Annotated in this window: 20 protein-coding genes; 4 read left to right on the forward strand and 16 right to left on the reverse strand. The window is 69.4% G+C overall.

All coding sequences use genetic code 11. The features are described from left to right. Positions 1-33 precede the first annotated feature (33 nt). The 7 genes from HDA45_RS04570 to xerD form a co-directional block, all read right to left on the reverse strand. Complete coding sequence (locus HDA45_RS04570; RefSeq protein WP_184905295.1) at positions 34-1,902, reverse strand: Xaa-Pro dipeptidyl-peptidase; 1,869 nt, start codon at positions 1,900-1,902, stop codon at positions 34-36. A gap of 98 nt (positions 1,903-2,000) precedes the next feature. Continuing rightward, a complete protein-coding gene (locus HDA45_RS04575; protein ID WP_184892128.1) occupies positions 2,001-2,753 on the reverse strand; it encodes a pseudouridine synthase in 753 nt (250 codons plus the stop codon). Continuing rightward, entirely contained in the window at positions 2,743-3,510 is a 768-nt protein-coding gene (gene scpB / locus HDA45_RS04580; RefSeq protein ID WP_184892130.1) for an SMC-Scp complex subunit ScpB, read from the reverse strand. The genes HDA45_RS04575 and scpB overlap by 11 nt, the downstream gene beginning before the upstream one ends. Beyond that, on the reverse strand, positions 3,507-4,442 hold the full coding sequence (locus HDA45_RS04585; protein WP_184892132.1) for a segregation and condensation protein A: 936 nt from the start codon (positions 4,440-4,442) through the stop codon (positions 3,507-3,509). Before HDA45_RS04585 ends, scpB begins: the two co-directional genes overlap by 4 nt. Beyond that, on the reverse strand, positions 4,442-4,867 hold the full coding sequence (locus HDA45_RS04590; RefSeq protein WP_184892134.1) for a cobyrinic acid a,c-diamide synthase: 426 nt from the start codon (positions 4,865-4,867) through the stop codon (positions 4,442-4,444). The genes HDA45_RS04585 and HDA45_RS04590 overlap by 1 nt, the downstream gene beginning before the upstream one ends. Next, positions 4,864-5,880 carry a ParA family protein gene (locus HDA45_RS04595; RefSeq protein WP_184892136.1) on the reverse strand — a complete coding sequence of 339 codons (1,017 nt, stop codon included), beginning with the start codon at positions 5,878-5,880 and terminating at the stop codon, positions 4,864-4,866. Before HDA45_RS04595 ends, HDA45_RS04590 begins: the two co-directional genes overlap by 4 nt. 92 nt (positions 5,881-5,972) lie before the next feature. Beyond that, a complete protein-coding gene (gene xerD, locus HDA45_RS04600; RefSeq protein ID WP_184905297.1) occupies positions 5,973-6,875 on the reverse strand; it encodes a site-specific tyrosine recombinase XerD in 903 nt (300 codons plus the stop codon). Between the two features lie 118 nt (positions 6,876-6,993). Here xerD and HDA45_RS04605 point away from each other — a divergent pair, with 118 nt between their 5' ends. Continuing rightward, positions 6,994-7,473, forward strand: coding sequence for a DUF1707 domain-containing protein (locus tag HDA45_RS04605; protein ID WP_184892138.1), 480 nt, complete (start codon positions 6,994-6,996; stop codon positions 7,471-7,473). 94 nt (positions 7,474-7,567) lie between these two features. On the opposite strand, the gene HDA45_RS04610 is transcribed toward HDA45_RS04605, so the two are convergent. Both HDA45_RS04610 and pyrG read right to left on the reverse strand, forming a co-directional pair. Next, positions 7,568-8,194 carry an NUDIX domain-containing protein gene (locus HDA45_RS04610; protein ID WP_184892140.1) on the reverse strand — a complete coding sequence of 209 codons (627 nt, stop codon included), beginning with the start codon at positions 8,192-8,194 and terminating at the stop codon, positions 7,568-7,570. Then, positions 8,191-9,888: a CTP synthase gene (pyrG, locus tag HDA45_RS04615; RefSeq protein ID WP_184892142.1), complete on the reverse strand. Its 1,698-nt coding sequence runs from the start codon at positions 9,886-9,888 to the stop codon at positions 8,191-8,193. Before pyrG ends, HDA45_RS04610 begins: the two co-directional genes overlap by 4 nt. 88 nt (positions 9,889-9,976) lie before the next feature. On the opposite strand from pyrG, the gene aroA reads away from it, so the two are divergent. Continuing rightward, complete coding sequence (aroA, locus tag HDA45_RS04620; RefSeq protein WP_184892144.1) at positions 9,977-11,263, forward strand: 3-phosphoshikimate 1-carboxyvinyltransferase; 1,287 nt, start codon at positions 9,977-9,979, stop codon at positions 11,261-11,263. A 159-nt stretch (positions 11,264-11,422) separates the two neighbouring features. Here the strand turns inward: aroA and HDA45_RS04625 are convergent, their stop codons facing one another. Further along, a complete protein-coding gene (locus HDA45_RS04625; RefSeq protein ID WP_184892146.1) occupies positions 11,423-12,097 on the reverse strand; it encodes an FCD domain-containing protein in 675 nt (224 codons plus the stop codon). Between the two features lie 158 nt (positions 12,098-12,255). Here HDA45_RS04625 and HDA45_RS04630 point away from each other — a divergent pair, with 158 nt between their 5' ends. Further along, complete coding sequence (locus HDA45_RS04630; RefSeq protein WP_184892148.1) at positions 12,256-13,698, forward strand: NCS1 family nucleobase:cation symporter-1; 1,443 nt, start codon at positions 12,256-12,258, stop codon at positions 13,696-13,698. After that, a complete protein-coding gene (locus tag HDA45_RS04635; protein ID WP_184892150.1) occupies positions 13,698-14,408 on the forward strand; it encodes an aspartate/glutamate racemase family protein in 711 nt (236 codons plus the stop codon). Before HDA45_RS04630 ends, HDA45_RS04635 begins: the two co-directional genes overlap by 1 nt. Positions 14,409-14,427: 19 nt before the next feature. Here the strand turns inward: HDA45_RS04635 and HDA45_RS04640 are convergent, their stop codons facing one another. From HDA45_RS04640 to HDA45_RS04665, 6 genes are all read right to left on the reverse strand, one after another. Continuing rightward, on the reverse strand, positions 14,428-15,375 hold the full coding sequence (locus HDA45_RS04640; protein ID WP_184892152.1) for a copper transporter: 948 nt from the start codon (positions 15,373-15,375) through the stop codon (positions 14,428-14,430). Continuing rightward, positions 15,372-16,556, reverse strand: a complete 1,185-nt coding sequence (steA, locus tag HDA45_RS04645) for a putative cytokinetic ring protein SteA (RefSeq protein ID WP_184892154.1) — start codon at positions 16,554-16,556, stop codon at positions 15,372-15,374. Before steA ends, HDA45_RS04640 begins: the two co-directional genes overlap by 4 nt. 127 nt (positions 16,557-16,683) lie before the next feature. Beyond that, on the reverse strand, positions 16,684-18,480 hold the full coding sequence (gene recN, locus HDA45_RS04650) for a DNA repair protein RecN (protein WP_184892155.1): 1,797 nt from the start codon (positions 18,478-18,480) through the stop codon (positions 16,684-16,686). Positions 18,481-18,584: 104 nt separating this feature from the next. Next, the gene (locus HDA45_RS04655) at positions 18,585-19,496 is read right to left on the reverse strand and encodes an NAD kinase (RefSeq protein WP_184892157.1); all 912 of its coding nucleotides are present in this window, start codon (positions 19,494-19,496) and stop codon (positions 18,585-18,587) included. Next, the gene (locus tag HDA45_RS04660; RefSeq protein WP_184892159.1) at positions 19,493-20,308 is read right to left on the reverse strand and encodes a TlyA family rRNA (cytidine-2'-O)-methyltransferase; all 816 of its coding nucleotides are present in this window, start codon (positions 20,306-20,308) and stop codon (positions 19,493-19,495) included. Before HDA45_RS04660 ends, HDA45_RS04655 begins: the two co-directional genes overlap by 4 nt. Before the next feature lie 4 nt (positions 20,309-20,312). Next, entirely contained in the window at positions 20,313-20,519 is a 207-nt protein-coding gene (locus HDA45_RS04665; protein WP_378317413.1) for a hypothetical protein, read from the reverse strand. Positions 20,520-20,560: the final 41 nt, after the last annotated feature.

Here is a 20,560-nt window from a genome sequence, read left to right on the forward strand (position 1 = left end):
ATTTACAAGTAACGGGCCTTTCATAGCAGTGGCCTAGCCGCGCTCGAGTCCCGAAACGACACCCGGCGCGATCTGCGCCGGAGCCACCGGAAGCGCCGCCGGAACGGCCGCCGGACCCGCGCCCGAGACGGGCAGCGCGAGCGACGTCTTGCCGAGGTCCACCGTGATCTTCGGGTACTGCGACGGGCCCGAGATGAACGAACCGTCCGTCCCGCCGATGATCAGCGCGAGCTGATGTCCTTGCGGGACAACGTGATCCGTACTCGCCAGCCGGAACGTCATGGTGTACGGCTGCCCCGGCGTCAGCGGCGATTCCTGGCTCAGCGAACGGTGGTTGGCCAGATCGGCCCAGCCACGGCTGATGATGTTCAGCCCCACCGAGACCGCGTCGGCGCTCGTGTTCAGGTAGCAGGCGTCATTGCCGGAAGCGCTCGAGCCCCAGCACGACTGCGTCATCTCGTTCTTGATGCCTTCCTTGGGCCCGGTGTAGTTCCGGATGGTCGCCGGGCCGTAGTCCACCAGGATCGCCGAGAGCCGCGCCGTGGACGTCGACGGCGTCGCGGTCACTGTCACCTTCGCCGTCCCGGAGACGTGGAGGTCCTTCGCGAGCGCGCCGGTGCTGAACAGCACGCGTCCGCTCGAGGTCTCCGTCGGCCGCGCGGCCCAGCTGTTCGAGGACTGGCCTGAGGAGTCCGTGAACGATGCCGTGCCCGTCCCCGCGGTCGTGCCGAGCGTGCCGACACCCGGAGTGCCGCCGGACGCGGGGCGCAGGGTGACGGCGTTGCCCGCCGGCCACGCCGCCTGGTCCACCCAAACGTCCGGAGCGCGTTCCACACTCGCGCCCGGTGTCTTCTCGATGCCGTTGTCGATGCCGAGCAGGTAGTGGTCGAACCACTTGTGCAGGGTGTCGACCCACGCCGAGCGGCGGTAGTCGAACGGGTCGACGTGCCCGGCCTGCGTCAGCCACACCTTGCGCTCGACGTTCAGTGCTTCCCACCACTGCCCGAAGTTGATCATCTTGACGTTGAGGTCGCCCAGCCCGTGCGACGCGAGCACGCTGGCCTTCACCTTCGAGGCGCTCTGCACGTGGTCCCTGTCGAGCCAGAACGAGTTGTAGTCGCCGTTCGACGTCGCGCCCTCGGTGAGCTTCCGGTTCGCCGCACTACAGTTCTGGCCGCCGTTGCGCTGGGAGACCGTCTGCGCCAGCCCGGCCGGGCTGCCCTGGCGCAGGCTCGCGCCGTCGGAGCGGTAGTAGTCGTACCAGGAACTGATCGCGCCGATCGGCACGATGGTCTTGAGCCCGTCGACACCGGTCGCGGCGACGCCGTTGGCGATCGTGCCGTCGTAGGACTTCCCTATCATGCCGACCGCGCCCGTCGACCACGAAGCGAGCGTCTTGGCCGAGCCGGTCGCCGTCGTGTAGCCGTTGGCCCGGCCGTTCAGCCAGTCGACGACCTTGCGCGCCGAGTTGACGTCCGAAGGCCCGCCGATATCGGTGCAGCCGCGGGACTTGTTGGTACCGGCCAGATCCACCAGGACCACGGCGTACCCGCGGGGGACGAAGAAGTTGTCGTAGTAGAGCGGGAACCCGACCGGCCTGCCCGCCGAGTCGTAGGTCTTGAGTTCGGTCTCGTTGCCTCGGCCACAGCACGAGTAGTACGGGCTCGCGTCCATGATGACCGGGACTTTCTTGCCCTGCGCCGCCGGTTCCTTCGGCCGGATGATGTCGGCGGCGACCCGGTCGGAGCGGCCGTCGCCGTCCCCGTCGAGACCGATGTCCACCCAAGCCGTCTCGCGGACGGCCTGGGCGAAGTCGTAGACCGGTTCGCTGCCGCGCGGTTTCGCCGCGGCCTGTGGCGCCGCGACCACGGCCGCGGCGACCGCCAGAATCCCTGCCAGCACGACTGTTTTCACGGTTTGGCCCTTCCCCGTCGGCTGAAAGCCCGTCAGGAAGAGCTAAACGCGAATGGTCCGCGGTGCAGTAGAGCGGAAAGTCTTGGTTACAGATCGACAGCGCGGTAGAGCGAGCCGACCTCACCGCGGTTGAGCCGCCGGATCGAGCCCGACCGCTGGGCGCCGAGCTGGACGTCGCCGAGCGCGGTCCGGACCAGTTTGCGCACCGGATGCCCGGTGGCCGCCATCAGCCGCCGCACGATGTGCTTGCGACCCTCGTGGATGACGAGCTCGATCTGGGTGCGGCCGGCCAGCATGTCCTTGACCCGGAACTGGTCGACCTTGACGATGCCGTCCGGCAGCTCGAAGCCCGCCCGCAGCTCCTTGCCGAGCCCGCGCGGGACGATGCCCTCGACCTCGGCGAAGTAGGTCTTCAGCACCTGGAACGACGGGTGCATCAAGCGGTGGCCGAGGTCGCCGTCGTTGGTGAGCAGCAGGAGGCCTTCGGTGTTCTCGTCGAGCCTGCCGACGTGCACGATGCCGGGCGTCTCCTCGTACCGGCCGCGCAGGTAGTCGCCGACGCACGGGCGGCCGCGGTCGTCGCTCATCGTGCTGTGCACGCCCTTGGGCTTGTTCAGCACGAGGTAGACGAGGTCCTCGCGGACCTGGACGCGGGTGCCGTCGACGTGGATCACGGAGTTGTCCGGATCGACCCGGCGGCCGAGCTCGGTGACCACCTTGCCGTCCACGCTCACGCGACCGCGCACGATCAGGTCCTCGGCCGCGCGCCGCGAGGCGACGCCCGCCTGCGAAAGGACCTTCTGCAGCCGAATGCCGTCGGGATGGGCGTCAGATGTCATCGATGGTGTCCACTTCGGGTAGCAAGGGAGCGATCGGGGGAAGGTCGGCCAGGGACGACAGTCCCAGTCGCTCCAGGAACAGCTCGGTCGTCACGTACAGCGTGCCAGTGGTTTCGGGGTCGGACCCCATCTCCTCGATCAGGCCGCGCGCCAGCAGCGTCCTGATCACCCCGTCCACGTTCACACCTCGGACGGCGGCGACCCTGGCCCTGGTCACCGGCTGCCGATAGGCGATCACGGCGAGGCTCTCCAGCGCGGCTCGCGTCAGCTTGGAACGCTGGCCGTCGAGCAGAAGCTTCTCCACGAACGGGGCATAGACGTCCCTAGTGTAGAACCGCCACCCTTCGCCGACTCGGCGCAGGTCTATTCCGCTGGCCCGGTCGGTGAACTTCTGGGACATCGTGCGCAGCGCGACGGTCACCCGGGACTCGGGCTGGCCGACGGTCTCGGCCAGCGATTCCTCGTTGATCGGCGAGTCCACGACCAGCAGCAACGCTTCGAGGGCCGCCTCGAGTACCTCGTCGGAGGTGACGTCGGGATAGTCCCCGTCGCCGGCCGCCACGAGCCCTTCGTCGGCAGTCGCCTCCGGCTCCGCTTCGGCCTCCGGCGGGCTGAAGGGGCCCATCACCTCATCCGACGCGACAAAAGCGTCCCTCACCTCATCCGACTCGGCGATGGGAGCCTTCAGCCCATCACTGGTCTCGAGGGCCTCGCTCGCTTCGGTGTTCGCGGTCTCTTCGGTGTTCTCGGGGCTCACCCGTACTCCTCGTCCTCGACGACGGCCCGATCGTGTTCGGCCGCCACCGACGCCTCCGCCACGGACCCGCCGGTCCAGCGCACGTGCAGTTCGGCGAGCGCCTCGAGCTGCTCGAACTGGACCGTCGCCTCGCGGTACAGCTCCAGCAGCGCGAGGAACCTCGCCACGATCTCGACGGTGTGTTCGCAGTCCTCGACGAGCTCGCTGAAGGTCGCTTCGCCTCGTTCCGCCAGCTTGAGCCGCAGCAGCGCGGCGTGCTCGCGGACCGAGACCCGGCCCATGTGGATATGCGCGATCGACACCGTCGGCGGCGGCTTCGGCCGGAAGACCGCGACGGCGATCTCGGCGAACTTCGCCGGGTCGACGCCGAGCATCACCTCGGGTAGCAGCCCCATGAACCGGTCTTCGAGCGCGACCGACCGCGGATAGCGCCGCAGCGCGCCGGCCTCCAGCTCCCCGAACAGCGCCGCGACCTGCTTGTACGCGCGGTACTGCAGCACGCGCGCGAACAGCAGGTCCCGTGCTTCGAGCAGGGCGAGGTCGTCTTCGCTCTCCACCTCGGCGGCGGGCAGCAGCCGCGCCGCCTTGAGGTCGAGCAGGGTCGCCGCGATGACCAGGAACTCGGTCGTCTCGTCGAGATTCCATTCCGTGCCGAGCGCGCGGGTGTAGGCGATGAAATCGTCCGTGACCCGGTGCAGCGCGACCTCGGTGACGTCGAGCTGGTGCTGCGAGATCAGTTGGAGCAGCAGGTCGAAGGGGCCCTGGAAGTTCGCCAGGTTCACCTTGAACTTGGACGTGCTCAGCTCTTCGCTGGCCAGTCCTTCGGGAACCATCCCGCCGTGCACGGTCTCGTGCACGGCGGGGGTCTCGTCTGCTTCTGTCCGCTCGACCGGCTCTGGGCCGCTGGGAGCAGCCTCGGCCGGGTCGTCCATCAGCTCTCGGTCTCTTTCCCGTCCTCGCTGCCCGCCCGCAATCGCTGGACGAGTACCGATTCCTCACCGGCCGCGTCGAAATCGGCCAGCAGGACGGCCACCGCCTCGCGGACCAGCCTGCCGCGGTCGAGTACGAGCCCGTGCTTCGCCCGGAGGTTCAGCCTGGCCTGTTCCATCGCCAGCAGTTCGTCGCCGGAGACGTAGACGGTGATCTTCGCGTCGTGCTTGGTCCGGCCCGAACCGCTGCGCGCGGCCCTGGCCAGCTGTTCCTTGTGCGCTTGCCCCGACTCGTCCCCGGAACCGTTCCCGTTGCCGTTCCCCGTCGAGGGGGCGGGCTGTTCGGGCGCGGGCGGGAGATCGAGGGCGGGGCTGGAGGTGATCCTGAACAGTTCGGACGCTCCGGGCAGGGAAGCTCGCCTGCTCACCGAGCGATCACCTCGCGGGCCAGTGCGCGATAAGCCGCCGCACCGGCTGATTTGGGAGCCCAGGTCGTGATCGGCTCGCCCGCGACCGTCGTCTCGGGGAACCGCACGGTGCGGTTGATCACCGTGTCGAACACGGTGTCGCCGAATGCCTCCACCACTCTCGCCATGACCTCCTTCGAGTGCAGGGTTCTCGGGTCGTACATGGTGGCGAGAATCCCGGTGATGTCCAGTTTGGGGTTGAGGCGTTCCTGCACCTTCTCGATGGTGTCGATCAGGAGCGCTACGCCTCGCAGACTGAAGAACTCGCACTCCAGAGGGATGATCACACCGTCCGCGGCGGTCAGTGCGTTCACCGTCAACAGGCCTAGCGAGGGCTGGCAGTCGACAAGAACATAGTCGTAGTCGTTCATGACCGGTCGAAGGACCCGTAACAAAGTGTGTTCGCGCCCTACCTCTGCGACCAACTGGACCTCGGCCGCGGACAGGTCGATGTTGCTCGGCAGCAGGTCGACGCCGTCGACGCGGGTCTTCCGGATGACGTCGGTGATGCTGACCGACCGCTCCATGATGACGTTGTAGACCGTCTGGTCCAGTTCGTGCGGCTGAATGCCGAGGCCGACCGAAAGCGCGCCCTGGGGGTCGAAGTCGACCAGCAGCACCCGGCGGCCGCATTCGGCGAGGGCCGCACCGAGGTTGATGGTCGACGTGGTCTTGCCGACGCCGCCCTTCTGATTGCACATGGCCATCACCAGTGCGGGGCCGTGCCGCTCCAGTGGCCGCGGTTCGGGGATCTCGCGGTACGGGCGGCCTGTCGGGCCGATGCCTTCCCTCTCGCGTTCTTGCTGCTTGGTTTCCTTGGCGCGCTTGGCCTTGCGGCCGCGAGAAGAGATCGTGTCCTCCGACGGTTCGTCGCCGTCGTGTTCGGCGGGGGTTGCGATGGTCACCTGGTGGAGGCTCGCCGCGGCCGAACCGGCGGACACGGACGGCTTCGCCGGCTCGTTCGGTGTCGACATGGCGCGAAATCTCCTCCTCGGCAGGGTCTTCGGCAGCCTATGCGCGATTCGCGAGTCGAGACAAAGAGGCTCGCCGGGACCGACAGGGTCGATTAGCCGAGCGCGCGAGGATGTGCTGTCGCGTAGACCTCGCGGAGCGTGGTGACCGTGACCAGCGTGTACACCTGGGTGGTGGTCACCGAAGCGTGGCCGAGCAGTTCCTGCACGACGCGGACGTCGGCGCCGCCTTCGAGGAGATGCGTGGCGAAGGAATGGCGCAACGTATGCGGTGAGACGCCCGCCGTGATGCCCGCGGATTCCGCGGTGTCCTTGAGAACCTGCCACGCGCTCTGCCGGGAAAGCCTGGAGCCGCGGGCGTTCAGGAACATCGCCGGTGTCCCCCTGCCGTGCAGGGCGAGCGCCGGCCGCGCGCGGACGAGGTACGCGTGCACCGCTTCGAGCGCGGGACGGCCGATCGGCACGATGCGCTGTTTGCCGCCCTTCCCGTCGAGCAGCACTGTCCGTTCGGTGTCGTCGATGTCGTCGACGTCGAGCCCGACGGCCTCGGAGATCCGCGCGCCGGTGGAGTAGAGCAGTTCCAGCAGCGCCCGGTCCCGCAACGGCCGTTCACCCTCGGGCGGTGGGGTTTCCAGCAGTTTCAGCACGTCGTCCACCGGCAGCGCCTTGGGCAGCCGTTTGGCCGCGGCGGGCGGGCGGACCTCGCGCGCCGGGTCGTTCTCGGTGATGCCGTCGGCGTGCGCGAACTTGTGCAGACCTCGCACCGCGACGAGCGCGCGGGCCGCCGAGGACGCGGCCAGCGGCCGATGCTCTTCATCGCCTTCGCGCAGCGCCGCGCCGAACGAGGTGACATGCGCCGGCGTGACGTCGGTGAAGCGTTCGACTTCGGCGCCGCCGAGGTACGCGGTGTAGCGGCGCAGATCGCGGGAGTAGCTGTCGAGGGTGTTCCTCGCGGTTCCGCGCTCGACCACCAGATGGTCGAGGTAAGCGGCGACCACCTGGGCGACTCCGGCACCGCCAGCCCGTGACACACGGACACTCTAGGACCACGGGGGCACTCGCGGGGGTTCGCCGCGCGCGGTACGACGCGGGTGTGAAACGGGATACCTTGGAGAGATGTCCCAGCACCCGGACCCGGAGGAGATGCGCACCGGCACCGCCGAGCGCGAGGAGGCGGCGCGGCTGCTCGCCGACCACTACAGCCAGGGGAGGATCACGCCGGACGAATACGAAGGCCGGGTCCTCGCCGCCTACGAAGCCGCGACGGTCGGGGAACTCCGTCCGCTTTTCCAGGACCTGCCCGCACCGCATCCGAGCTGTTTCGCGCCGCGGTTCACCGAGCCGGTCCATGTCCACCGGCAGACGGCCGCGGTCATGCCGTACTCGCCGAAGTCGAAGGTCACCGCCGGGGTGCTGCAGATCGTGCTGCCGTTCGGGACCGGCCGGTTCTACACCGGGCATGTCGCGATCGCGTTCGCCCAGCTGGCGGTCGTGGTGTTCACCTGCGGTATCGGGGCGGTCTGGCCGATCATCGACGGGATCGTCCTGCTGGCGAACGGCGGCACCGATCCGCAGGGCCGCCGCCTCAGCGACTGAACCTCGGGAGTGGCAAGGACGGTTCTCTTGCCTCTAGCGCGGTGAAGGACAGATTTGACTGCCCCTCGATATCCGCCCTTGCCACTCACGAGACCTAGGGACGACGCGAAGCGAACTTCGTCGGCCGGTCCTCCCAAGGCGCGTCCGACGGCCGCGTCGAGGCGGCGCCCGAAAGCACCGTGTGCGCGGCCAGCACGCCACCGACGGTGGCCCCGTTCACCAGCTCACCGGCCAGCGCCATCCGGACGGCCTCATCGAGCGGGAACTTCCGCATGACGAGGTCGGCCTCCTCCTCACCGAGGATCTCCCTGTCCACTTCGGACAGTTCGCGGGCGAGGTAGACGCGGACGACCTCGTCGGTGAAGCCGGGCGACGCCGCGACGTCGACGAGGGTCTCCCAGCGTCCGGCGCTGAGCCCGACCTCTTCGACCAGCTCGCGTTTCGCCGCTCCGACGGGGTCCTCCCCCGCCTTGTCGATCAGGCCGGCGGGCAGTTCCCACAGCCGCCGCCCGAGCGGGTGGCGGTACTGGTGGATCAGCGTGACCGCGCCGCCGGAGTCGAGCGCGACGACGGCGACCGCGCCGAGGTGCTCGACGACCTCCCGGCGGGCGGTGCCGCCGCCGGGCATCACGACGTCGTCGACCCGCAGCCCCACGACACGTCCGATGTGGACGTCCCTTGTGGACGCGACGGTGAACTCGTGCGTGCCGGGCTCGGTCACCGGGCCACCACGGGGACCTCGGGAATCTCGACCGGCAGCCGCTCGGCGACCTTGCGGTCCACGACGGCCTTCACGAACGCGCTGAACAGCGGGTGCGGCCGGGTCGGGCGGCTCTTGAGTTCGGGGTGCGCCTGGGTGCCGACGAAGAACGGGTGCTTGTCGGCGGGCAGCTCCACGAACTCGACGAGGTGATCGTCGGGCGACGTGCCCGAGAACACCAGACCGGCCTCGGAAAGGCGCTTGCGGTAAGCGTTGTTGACCTCGTAGCGGTGACGGTGCCGCTCCGAGACCTCGGTGCTGCCGTACGCCTTCGCGACCTGCGAGCCCGGCTTGAGCTTCGCGACGTACGCGCCGAGCCGCATCGTGCCGCCCATGTCGCGCTCGCCCGCGACGACGTCGCGCTGATCGGCCATCGTGGAGATGACCGGGTTCGGGCCGTCCTCGAACTCGGCCGAGTTCGCGTCCTTGATGCCGGCCAGGTTCCGCGCCGCGTCGATCACCATGCACTGCAGGCCGAGGCACAGGCCCAGCAACGGCAGCCCGTGGGTGCGGGCGTAGGCGATGGCGCCGACCTTGCCCTCGATACCGCGCACGCCGAACCCGCCCGGCACCAGCACGCCGTCCACATCGGACAGCGCGGCGGCGGCACCCGCCGGGGTCTCGCAGGAGTCCGAGGGGACCCAGGAGATCTGCACCTTGGCGCGGTGGGCGAAGCCGCCCGCACGCAGCGCCTCGGTCACCGACAGGTACGCGTCCGGCAGGTCGATGTACTTGCCGACGAGCGCGACCCGCACCGTTTCCGACGGGTTGTGCACCCGGTCGAGCAGATCGCCCCACACGGTCCAGTCGACGTCGCGGAACGGCAGCCCGAGACGGCGCACCACGTAGGCGTCGAGCGCCTCACGGTGCAGCACCTTCGGGATGTCGTAGATCGACGGTGCGTCGGGGCAGGCGATGACGGCCTCGGTGTCGACGTCGCACATCAAGCCGATCTTGCGCTTGAGGTCCTCCGGCAGCTCACGGTCGGCGCGGCAGACGAGCGCGTCGGGCTGGATGCCGATGTTGCGCAGCGCGGCGACCGAGTGCTGGGTCGGCTTGGTCTTCAACTCGCCCGACGGGGCGAGGTAAGGCACCAGCGAGACGTGCAGGAAGAAGCACTGGTCGCGACCGACGTCGTGGCGGACCTGACGGCAGGCCTCCAGGAACGGCAGCGACTCGATGTCGCCGACGGTGCCGCCGACCTCGGTGATCACGACGTCCGGGCTGTTCCCGTCCTCGTCAGCGCCGGCCGCGGCGGTGATCCTGGCCTTGATCTCGTCGGTGATGTGCGGGATGACCTGCACGGTGTCGCCGAGGTACTCACCGCGGCGCTCCTTGGCGATGACCTCGGAGTAGACCTGCCCGGTGGTGACGTTCGCCTTGCCGTCGAGAGCCCGGTCGAGAAAACGCTCGTAGTGCCCGATGTCCAGATCGGTTTCGGCGCCGTCGTCGGTGACGAACACCTCACCGTGCTGAAACGGGTTCATCGTGCCTGGATCGACGTTGAGGTACGGATCCAGCTTCTGCATCGTGACCCGGAGCCCACGTGCGGTAAGGAGCTGACCCAGGCTGGAAGCCGTGAGTCCCTTACCCAGAGAGGAGGCAACGCCTCCGGTGACAAAGACATACTTGGTAGCCCGCGACTGAAGTCCCACGGGCTTCCACCTTATCGCACGCCCGCCGAAGCGCTCACCGGCCACGCCGCAAGCGTCCGATGGAGTGGAAAACCGCTACCCTCGCGGCGTGACAGACGCGCACGACACCTGGACCGCACCGGTCGCGGAGGGCCCGCTCGACGCGGACATCCGCGTCCCCGGCTCGAAGTCGATCACCAACCGGGCCTACGTCCTCGCCGCGCTCGCCAGCGCGCCGACGCGGGTGCGGACCCCGCTCGACTCCCGGGACGCGCGGCTGATGCTCGGCGCCATCTACGCCCTCGGCGCCCATTCGCAGGAAAGCATCTCCGGCTACCTCGTGCATCCGCTCGGCCCCGGGCGCGTGCATCCGAACGACACCGTCCGGGTGGAACTGGGCAACGCGGGCACAGTCGCCCGCTTCACCCCGGCGCTCGCCGCGCTGGGCACCGGCCCGGCGCTGTTCGACGGGGACGAGGCGCTCCGCCGCCGTCCGATCGGACCGCTGTTGAAGGCGCTGCGCGGTCTCGGTGCCCGCATCGACGACGACCGTCGCGACGCGGTGCCGTTCACCGTCCACGGCGAAGGCGGCCTGCGGGGCGGCAAGGTCGACCTGGACGCGTCGGCGTCGAGCCAGTTCCTGTCCGCGCTGCTGCTCGCGGGACCGTCGTTCCAGCAGGGTGTCACCGTGCGCCTGGTCGGCGGCGCGGTGCCCAGCGAGCCTCATGTCGCGATGACCGTCGAGATGCTCCGCCGCTTCGGGGCCACTGTGGACCGCGAGGGCGCCGAGTTCCACGTCGCCCCGACAAGGCTCTCCTGCCCCGAGTACGTCGTCGAGCCGGACCTCTCGACGGCGGCACCGTTCGTCGCCGCCGCGGTCGCGACCGGCGGCACCGTGCGGATCGCGGGCTGGCCCCAGCAGACGACCCAGCCCGGTGACTGGCTCCGCAGCCTGCTGCCCGTACTCGGCGCGACGGCCGAACTCGACGCGGGCGGCCTGACGGTCACCGGCAGCGGCACGATCCCCGGCGTCGAACTGGATCTGCACGACGTCGGCGAGCTGACGCCGGTGATCGCGGCGCTGCTGTGTTTCGCCGAGGGGCCGTCGGTCATCTCGGGGGTGGCGCATCTGCGCGGCCACGAGACCGACAGGCTGACCGCGCTCGCGACGGAACTGTCGTCTCTCGGAGCCGACGTCCGCGAGACCGAGGACGGGCTGCGCATCACGCCCGCGCCGCTACACGGCGGGAAGTTCCACACCTACGACGACCACCGCCTGGTGATGGCGGCCGCCGTGCTGGGGCTGAAGGTCGAAGGCGTCGAGGTGGAGAACCCGGGGACGGTCGGGAAGACCTATCCCGGATTCGCCGAAGCCTGGACCTCGATGCTCGGCTAGGCGCTGTCCTGCAAGTCATGCTCGCGGTCTTCGCGCCCAGCTGGTCCCTGACGGCACGGACGGTCCAGCCGAGTACAACCCGGTACGAGGCAGAACCGCCCGCACCGCCAGGAACCACCTGGATCACGAAGCCCATCGAGCAGACTTACAGGACAGCACCTAGGCGGAGCGTTCTCCGCCGTCCTCGGGGAACAACGTCTTCAGCGTGACAGCGCGGTTCACCCGGACATGCTCGACGGCGTGGTCCCGAGCCCTGTCCGCGTCGCCCGAAGCGATCGCGTCGTAGAGGCGGCGGTGCTCGTCGAGCAGTTCGCCCCAGTGCTCGTTCTGGCTGGTGAGCCAGCGCAGCCTGCCCTCGAGCGGCCGCAGGATCTCGTGCAGGAGCCCGTTGCCCGCCAACGCGACGATCTCGTCGTGGAAGCGGGTGTTGAGCGAGGTGATCTCGGCCGGATCGCCGCTTTCCGTGGCGCGCGCGGCGTCGTCGAGCAGTCGTTCGAGCGCGCGGAGTTCCGGTTTGCCCGCCCTCTCGGCGGCCAGCCCGGCGGCGAGCCCTTCGAGCGCCTCCCGGACGTCGAACAACTCCTCGACGTCGGACTTGGCCAACCGGCGCACGATGATGCGCCGCGGCGACTGGACGGCGAGGAACCCCTCGGCTTCCAGACTGCGGATGGCCTCCCGCACGGGTACCCGTGAGACACCGAGGTCCTCGGCGAGTTCCCGTTCGACGAGCCTGTCCCCCGGCTTCAACCGTCCGGCGAGGATCCGTTCGCGCAGCTCGTCCCGGACCCGCTGCCGGGTCGCGGCCAGCGGCTGTCGCGGTCCTTCCTCGGCCACTCGCTCCCCCTCGGTCAACACGGCCGTAACAGCTCGTAACCCGAGTTTATCGGCAGAAGCCTTGACGGCGGGCCACCGCGGGGTGATATTTGGGATACCAAATTTTGGGATACCAAATCGACCAGCGCTTGTCGTCTCACGTCGATCCGGAGGCCCGCATGACCGCCGCCCCAGGAACCCGGTCCGCAACGTCCACCTCGGCCGAGCCCGATCCGCGGCTCTGGAACGAGGATCTCGCCCCGGCGAAAGATCGCCGCTGGAAGGTCTACGACATCTTCGCGCTGTGGATGTCGGACGTGCACAACCTCGGGAACTACACGTTCGCGGCGGGCCTGTTCGTGCTCGGGCTCTCGGCGTGGCAGGTGTTCACCGCGCTGCTGACCGGCTTCGTGCTCATCTACTTCGGCATGAACATGATGGGCAGGATCGGGCAGAAGACCGGCGTCCCCTTCCCCGTCGTCGCCCGCATCAGCTTCGGCACCTTCGGCGCGAACCTGCCGGCGCTGATCCGCGCGATCATCGCGATCTTCTGGTACGGCATCCAGACGTATCTCGCCTCGGTCGCCATCACGCTGCTCGTGCTCGCGATCGACCCGGGACTGAAACCGTTGACAGAGGTGGGTTTCCTCGGCCTGCACGCACTCGGCTGGATCTGTTTCCTCGCGCTGTGGCTCGCGCAGGCGCTGGTGCTCACCCGCGGCATGGAGGCCGTGCGCAAGTTCCAGGACTGGTGCGGTCCGGGTATCTGGGTCGTGATGATCGCGCTCGCGGTGTGGGTGCTGGCCGCCGCGGACTGGAACATTTCCTTGACGAGCAACCCGAAGGCACTGTCCACAGGGGAGCAAGTGCGGCAGTGGTTCGGCGCGGTGGGCCTCATCCTGTCGATCTACGGCACGCTGATGCTCAACTTCTGCGACTTCTCCCGATTCGCCCCGAACCAGAAGACGGTGCGGCGCGGGAACTTCTGGGGGCTGCCGATCAACTCGACAGCGTTCGCGCTGCTGTCCGTTCTCGTGACCGCGGGCAGTCTGCAGGTGTTCGGCGAGGCGATCACCGATCCCGCGGAACTGCTGGCCCGCATCGACAACACGCCGGTGCTGATCATCGGCGCGCTGACCTTCGCGATCGCCACCATGGGCGTGAACATCGTCGCGAACTTCGTCTCCCCCGCCTACGACCTCGCCAACATCTGGCAGAAACGGATCACGTTCACCGTCGGCGGGATGATCAGCGCGGTCGCGGCGTTGTGCGTGCTGCCGTGGAAGCTGTACTCGTCCCCCGCGGTGGTCAACTACTTCCTCGGCGGCCTCGGTGCCTTCCTCGGTCCGTTGTTCGGGATCATGATCGTGGACTACTACCTGGTGAAACGCGGCCGGATCGACGTCGGCAAGCTGTTCGTGGCCGGACCCGATTCGCCGTACCACTACAAGCGCGGCTTCAATCCGCTGGCGATGATCACCTTCCTCCCGACGGCGGCGTTGTCCGCGGTCATCGCGCTCGTGCCGTTCTTCGCCCCCGCCGCGCCGTATTCGTGGTTCATCGGCACCGCTTCCGCGGCCACGCTGTACTTCGCCGTTTCGCGGAAACAGCGGGTCGCGTGATGCGGATCCTGGTCACCAACTGCAACACGACCGAAGCGATGACCAAGGAGATCGAAGCGGGCGCCCGGGCCGCGGCGAGCCCCGGCACCGAGATCCTGGCCAGAACGCCGTTGTGGGGCCCGGAATCCGCGGAGGGGTGGCTGGACAGCTTCCTGAGCGCGGCGGCCGTCCTCGACCTCCTGAACGGTCTGGACGAGCCCTTCGACGCGCTCGTGATGGCCGGTTTCGGCGAGCACGGACGGGAAGGCGCACGTGAACTGCTCGACGTCCCCGTCGTCGACATCACCGAGGCGGCCGCGCATCTGGCCTGTCTGCTGGGAAGACGCTACGGCGTCGTGACCACATTGGACAGGACGTGCGGGCTGATCGAGGACAGCCTGCACGCCTCAGGCGTCGCGCGGAACTGCATCGGCGTCCTCGGGGCCGGGCTCGGCGTCCTCGAACTGACCGACGAACGCCGCACGGAATCCGCACTCCTGACCGCCGGACGGCGTGCCCGGGACGCGGGCGCGGAAGTACTCGTCCTCGGCTGCGCCGGAATGACCGGTCTCGATCGCCGTATCTCGGCGATGCTGGACATCCCGGTGATCGACGGCGTCGCCGCGGCCGTCCGGCTGGCCGAATCCCTGGTGGCGCTGAACCTCAAGACCAGCCGGGCGGGCTCCTACGCCCGCCCTCTCCCCAAAACCCGCCTCTGGCCCCGCGTTTAGTCCTCTGGATGCGGTAGGGTCAGTTGCCTTCGGCGGCGATGCCGGGGGCGGGGGCCTGGGCGTTGCCCGCGATGCCGTAGCGGCCGGCGCCGCCTTCGAGCTGTTCGCGCAGCGCCATGATCGTGGTGACCCGGCCCGCCGCGGTCTCCGCGTTGTCCACAGTGGACAAGATCGAGGTCGACGAGGTGTCGGCGCGGACGACGCCGATCGCGCCGGTGCCGTCGGCGGATCCCGCGTCGCCGGCCAGCACCGTGCCCGCGCCGGAACGGTCGAGCTGCGCGGCGAAGCGCGCGACGGTCGAAGCACGGTCACCGGCGCCGTCACCGGTGTACTTGGAGCCGGTGAGCACGATCGCGAGCTGCGCGGGTTTGACGTCCTGACCGGCCTTGAGGAAACCGCCGTCGGTGAGCCCGCCGAGCGCGGCGGCGAGTTCCACCGGCGTCGACTGCGGCTGCGCGTTGTCCTTGTTCAGCAACGCCACCGAGCCGAGCAGCGCGCCGGCGAGGGTGCCGGGGTCGCCCGCGGTCGGGAACTGGACGCCGGCGGGCTGCAACCGCGTCACGACGTCACGCAGCTGATCGGACCGCATCGGGTCGGAGAACGCGTCGGTCAGCTGGATCTCGCCGGTGACGGCGGCGCCGGCCTGACCGACGAGCTGCTTGAGCGCGTCACGGTCCGCGGGCTTCGCGTCCTCTGTGGTCACCAGCACCACGGAACGTTTGTCCAGCTGACCGGCGACGACCTTCGGCCCCATCGCCCCGGCGAACGCGTCCGCGTCACCGAGCCGGGCGTTGAGCGAATTGCGCTGTGCCTCCAGATCCGCGACCTGGGAACCCAGGTCCTCCTTCTGGCTGGCGAGGCCCGAGAGCAGCGAACCGTTCAACGCGGTGGAGCCGAGCACCACCCCGAGCGCGAGCGCCAGGAAGCAGGCGGCGATGGAAACGATGTGGTACCGCAGAGAAATCACTTGAAGAGTCCCTTGCCCCAGGCGATGAACGAGTTCCAGGTGTCGCGGATCCAGTCGAGGTAGACCGAACCCACGTCGGAGACGAGCAGTGCGGCCGCGACGGCCACCAAGGTCGCCAGTACCAGCAGCACGACGGCGCCGATCGACACCCGGCTGCGGTGCAGCGTCGCGACGGCCTTGCCGTCCACCAGTTTCGTGCCGAGTTTGAGCCTGGTGAGGAACGTCGACGGGTTCGATCCCGACCGGCCGTGGTCGAGGAATTCCCGCAACGTCGCCTGGAAACCGACGGTGACCACCAGACTCGCTTCGTGCGCGTCGGCCAGCAGGAGCGCGAGGTCCTCGGCGTTGCCCGTCGCGGGGAACGTGACCGCGCCGATCCCGAGGTCCTGGATGCGCTCGACGCCGGGCGCGTGCCCGTCCGGCTGCGCCGGGACCACGACCTCGCCGCCGCTGCGCAGTGTCTCGGCGCCGATGCCGTGCGGGTCGCCGACGATGACGTCCGGCTGGTACCCCTGCGCGCGCAGGGTGTCGGCCCCGGCGTCGACACCGATCAGCACCGGCCGGTGCTCGGAAATGTACTTCTTCAGCTTCTTGAGGTCTTCGGCGTGCCCGTTGCCGCCCGCGACCACGAGGGCGTGCCGGTCCTTCAACGGAACCCGGATCTCCGGCACCCCGACACCGTCGAGAATGAGGCTGCGTTCCCGGCGCAGGAATTCGATCGTGTTCGCGGAGAACGCCTCCAGCTGGGTGGACATCCCGGCCTTGGCCTCGATCATCTGGTCCGCGACGCTTTCGCGCGTCTGCTGGATCCCCGATCCGAGCTGCCGCTCCCCGATGTAGACGACGCCCTCGTGCAGACGGAGTTTCGTCCCGTCCTTCACCTTGCGCAGCAGTTCACCGCCGACCGAATCGACCAGCGGGATCCCGGCCTCGAGCAGGATCTCCGGGCCGAGGTTGGGGAAGCGGCCGGAGATCGACGGCGAGGCGTTCACCACCGCCGCGACTTCGGCCTCCACCAAGGCATCGGCCGTCGACCGGTCGAGATCGAGCTGGTCGAGGACGACGATGTCGCCCGGGCTCAACCGGCGGAGGAGCTCGCGCGTACGCCTGTCGACCCTGGCGACGCCGGTGATCCCGGGGAGGGTCTCTTGGTTACGCGTGAGCAAGCCGGTGAGCTTCATGCGACCGATAGTGACAAATTCGCGCGGCCTTCTGCGTCCGCCACGCCGATGAGAACACGCCGATTAACCCACACCAGGTCGCACTACGCCGGTTGTCCCACGAATGGGTTGACCCGGTTTCGGAGCGTTATTTCGCCTTCTTGCGCTTTCCGCCACGGCGGGCCTTGGGCTTGTCCGGGGTGCTCTTGTCCGTCTCGGCGACGGCGAGCAATTCCTCGGCGTGCGCCCGGCCGGTCTCGGTGCTTTCCATTCCGGCGAGCATGCGCGCGAGTTCGACGACCCGTTCCGATTGTTCGAGTACGCGAACACCACTGCGGGTCACCCCGCCGCTCGTGCCCTTGTCCACCACCAGATGCTGATCGGCGAACGCGGCCACCTGCGGCAGGTGCGTGACCACCAGGACCTGGTGACTGCGCGCCAGCCGCGCGAGCCGCCTGCCGATCTCGACCGCGGCGCGGCCGCCGACCCCGGCGTCGACCTCGTCGAACACCAGCGTCTGCACGGTGTCCGCATGCGCGAGGACGACCTCGATCGCCAGCATCACGCGGGAGAGCTCGCCACCGGAAGCGGCCTTGTGCACGGGAAGCGGAGGTGCGCCGTTGTGCGCGCGCAGCAGCAGTTCGACGTCGTCGACCCCGTCGGGGCCTGCGTGCACGAGCCTGCCGTCGACCTTCACCGCGTGCGAGTCGCTCTCGTCCACGGTGCGCCGCTCGACGGTGATCTCGATCTCCGCCTGGCCCATCGCGAGCCCCGACATCTCGGAAGTGATCGCCTCGGCCAGCTCGGCGGCCGCTTCGACACGCGCTTCCGACAGGGTGTGGGCGTGCTCGGCGAGTGTCACCGCGAGCGCGTCACGGCGACTGGCCAGTTCGGACAGTGCCTCCTCGGAGGTGTCCATCGTGGACATCCGGCGGCGGGCGTCGTCGGCCCAGGCGAGCACACCGTCCACATCGGCCGCGTACTTGCGCGTGAGCCGCTTCAGGTCGGCCTGGCGCGCGAGGACCTTCTCCAGGAGCGCTGGGTCGGCGTCGAGCGTTTCGAGGTAGCTGCCCAGCTCGGTGCCCACTTCGGACAGCAGCACCGAAGCTTCGTCCAGCCGGGGCCCGAGTTCGCGCAGCACGGCGTCCTCGGAACCGGTCAGGTGACGTGTCGCCTCACCGATCAGCCCCAGCGCGCCGGGCGCGTCCGGGTCTCCGTCGGCGGAACCCGCGACGGCGGCGTGCGCCGCGCTGGACGCGGCACGCAGTTCGTCGACCGCTGCCAGACGCTTGATCTGCTCGGTGAGCTCGGTGTCCTCGCCCGGCTCCGGCGCGACGGCGTCGATCTCCGCGAGGCCGTGGCGCAGCAGGTCGGCCTGCTGGGCCATCTCGCGGGAGCGAGTGGACCGCTCGGTCAGTTCGGAGACGACGGCCAGCCATTCGTCCCGCGCCGCGCGGTACTGCTCGAGCGGTTCGGTGACGGCCTCGCCGGCGAACCTGTCGATCACCGCGCGCTGCTCGGCGGGCCGCAGCAGCCGCAGCTGATCGTTCTGCCCGTGGACGGCGATCAGCTGCTCGGACAGATCGGCGAGTACGCCGACCGGAACCGAACGGCCGCCGAGGTGGGCACGGGACCGGCCGTCGACCGAGACCGCGCGCAGCGCGATGACGCTGCCGTCCTCGTCGACCTCCGCCCCGGCGTCGGTGACGATCCGGGTGGCGCCCTCGGCACCGCCCAGCTCGAATCGGCCTTCCACGAAGGCCTTCAGCATTCCCGTTCGCACCTTGGACACTTCGGCTCGGCCGCCGGAGAGCAGGTGCAACCCGCTGACGACCATCGTCTTGCCCGCACCCGTCTCACCGGTGACCACGGTGAAGCCCGCGTGCAGTTCCAGCAGGGCGTCCTCGATGACTCCGAGGCCCTGGATGCGCATCTCGGCCAGCACGACGCCCACCGTAGCGGCCCACCCCGACCATTCCCGCACCCGCCACGTCGTGAGCGGGCCCTTGACAGAGAAAGTTGTCCTCAAAAGCCCCTTCACGACATCCGTCAGCGGGCGTGTCGCTCCCGCCAGCCCTTGATCGGCAACGAGAACTTGTGCACCAGCCGGTCGGTGAACGGGCCTTCCCACAATCGGATCAGCCGCACCGGCACCCGGCCGCAGGTGACCCGCACCGACGCACCGGCGGGAAGATCGAAGGTCCGCGATCCGTCGCAGGTCAGGACGGCGGGCGAGCCGTCCGGATCGATCGCGACGGTGATCTCCGAGTCGCGCGAGACGACCAGCGGCCGGGAGAACATCGCGTGCGCGTTGCTCGGGACCACCAGGAGCGCCTGGACGTCCGGCCAGATGATCGGCCCGCCCGCGGAGAACGCGTACGCCGTCGAGCCGGTCGGTGTGGCGCACAGGACGCCGTCGCAGCCGAAAGACGACACAGGCCTTCCGTCGACCTCGATGAGCGCATCCAGCACGCGCTCACGCGAGCTCTTCTCGACACTGGCCTCGTTGAGCGCCCACGTGTGGACGGTCTCCTCACCGTCGACACTGACCGCGACGTCGACGGTCATCCGCTCTTCGACCTGGTAGTCGCCGTCGACGGCGCGCTGGACGGTGTCGGCGAGCTTGTCCGAATCGGCTTCGGCGAGGAAGCCGACCCGGCCCAGGTTCACGCCGAGCACCGGGACGCCGTTCGGCCTGGCCAGTTCCGCGGCCCGCAGGAGCGTGCCGTCACCGCCGAGGACGAACACCAGCTCGGTCCCGGCGGCGGGGTCCTGCTCCGGCGCCATGACCGTGCAGGGCGCGCCGATCCCGCCGTCCGCCTCGAGCATCTCCCGGACGTCCTCGTCGAGCACCCGCAGCCGCACACCGGCCTTGGCGAAACGGGCGGACACCTCGCGTGCCGCGTCCCGGGTCGCGTCCCGGTCCGGGTGCACGACGAGCAGCACCTCGCGATCGCTCATTGGGGTCCCTCCAGGACTGCGGTCCGGACGAGCCGCTCGGCGTCGGTGCCGACGGTCTCTCCCGCCCCGCGGGTAAGCCAGACGAAATATTCGACGTTCCCGGACGGCCCGGGAAGCGGGCTCGCCACGACGCCACGCAGGCGCAGGTCCAGCTTGTCGGCCTCGGCGAGCACGGCGAGCACCGACTCGGCCCGCAGCTCCGGGTCGCGGACGACGCCGCCGCTGCCGAGCCGGTCCTTGCCGACCTCGAACTGCGGTTTCACCATCGGCACCAGATCGGCGCCGTCGGAGGCACAGGCGGCCAGCGCGGGCAGCACGAGTTTGAGCGAGATGAACGAGAGGTCCCCGACCACGAGGTCGACCTGCCCGCCCAGGTCTTCCGGCGTCAGGTTGCGGACGTTCGTCTTGTCGAGGACGACCACGCGGTCGTCGGTGCGCAGGCGCCAGTCCAGCAGGCCGCGGCCGACGTCGGCGGCGATCACCGTGGCGGCACCCTTGCGCAGCAGGACGTCGGTGAAGCCGCCGGTCGAGGCGCCCGCGTCGAGGCAGCGCTTTCCCTCGGTGGAAAGCCCTTGCGGGGTGAAGGCTTCGAGCGCGCCGAGCAGTTTGTGCGCGCCGCGGGAGGCCCAGCCGGGATCGTCGCCGTCGCGCACCACTATCGGCGCGCCGGACTCGACCCCTGTCGCGGGTTTGGTGGCCACCATCCCGCGCACGGTGACCTTGCCCTCGGCGATCAGCGCGGACGCCTGCTCGCGGGAGCGGGCGAGACCCCGCCGGACGAGCTCCGCGTCCAGGCGGGCGCGTTTGGGCACGCGGTCAGACCTTGTCGATGGTGGACAGCGCCACCGTCAGCTCGGTGTGCACGGCTTCGAAGCGGTCTACGTGCTCCGAGAGCGGAAGGGCGGCGAGGTCGTCGAGACCCGCCACGGCCTCGTCGATCCCGGCGCGGGGATCCGTGTCCTGCTGCGCGAAATGGTCTGTCTGGATCGCCGGTGGTCCGGGCACCGGCGGAGGGCCGGGCACCGGCGGTCGCGGAACGGGGTGGAAGTGGTCTTGCACCCCAC

The organism is Amycolatopsis umgeniensis, assembly GCF_014205155.1.
GTDB classification, from domain to species: domain Bacteria; phylum Actinomycetota; class Actinomycetes; order Mycobacteriales; family Pseudonocardiaceae; genus Amycolatopsis; species Amycolatopsis umgeniensis.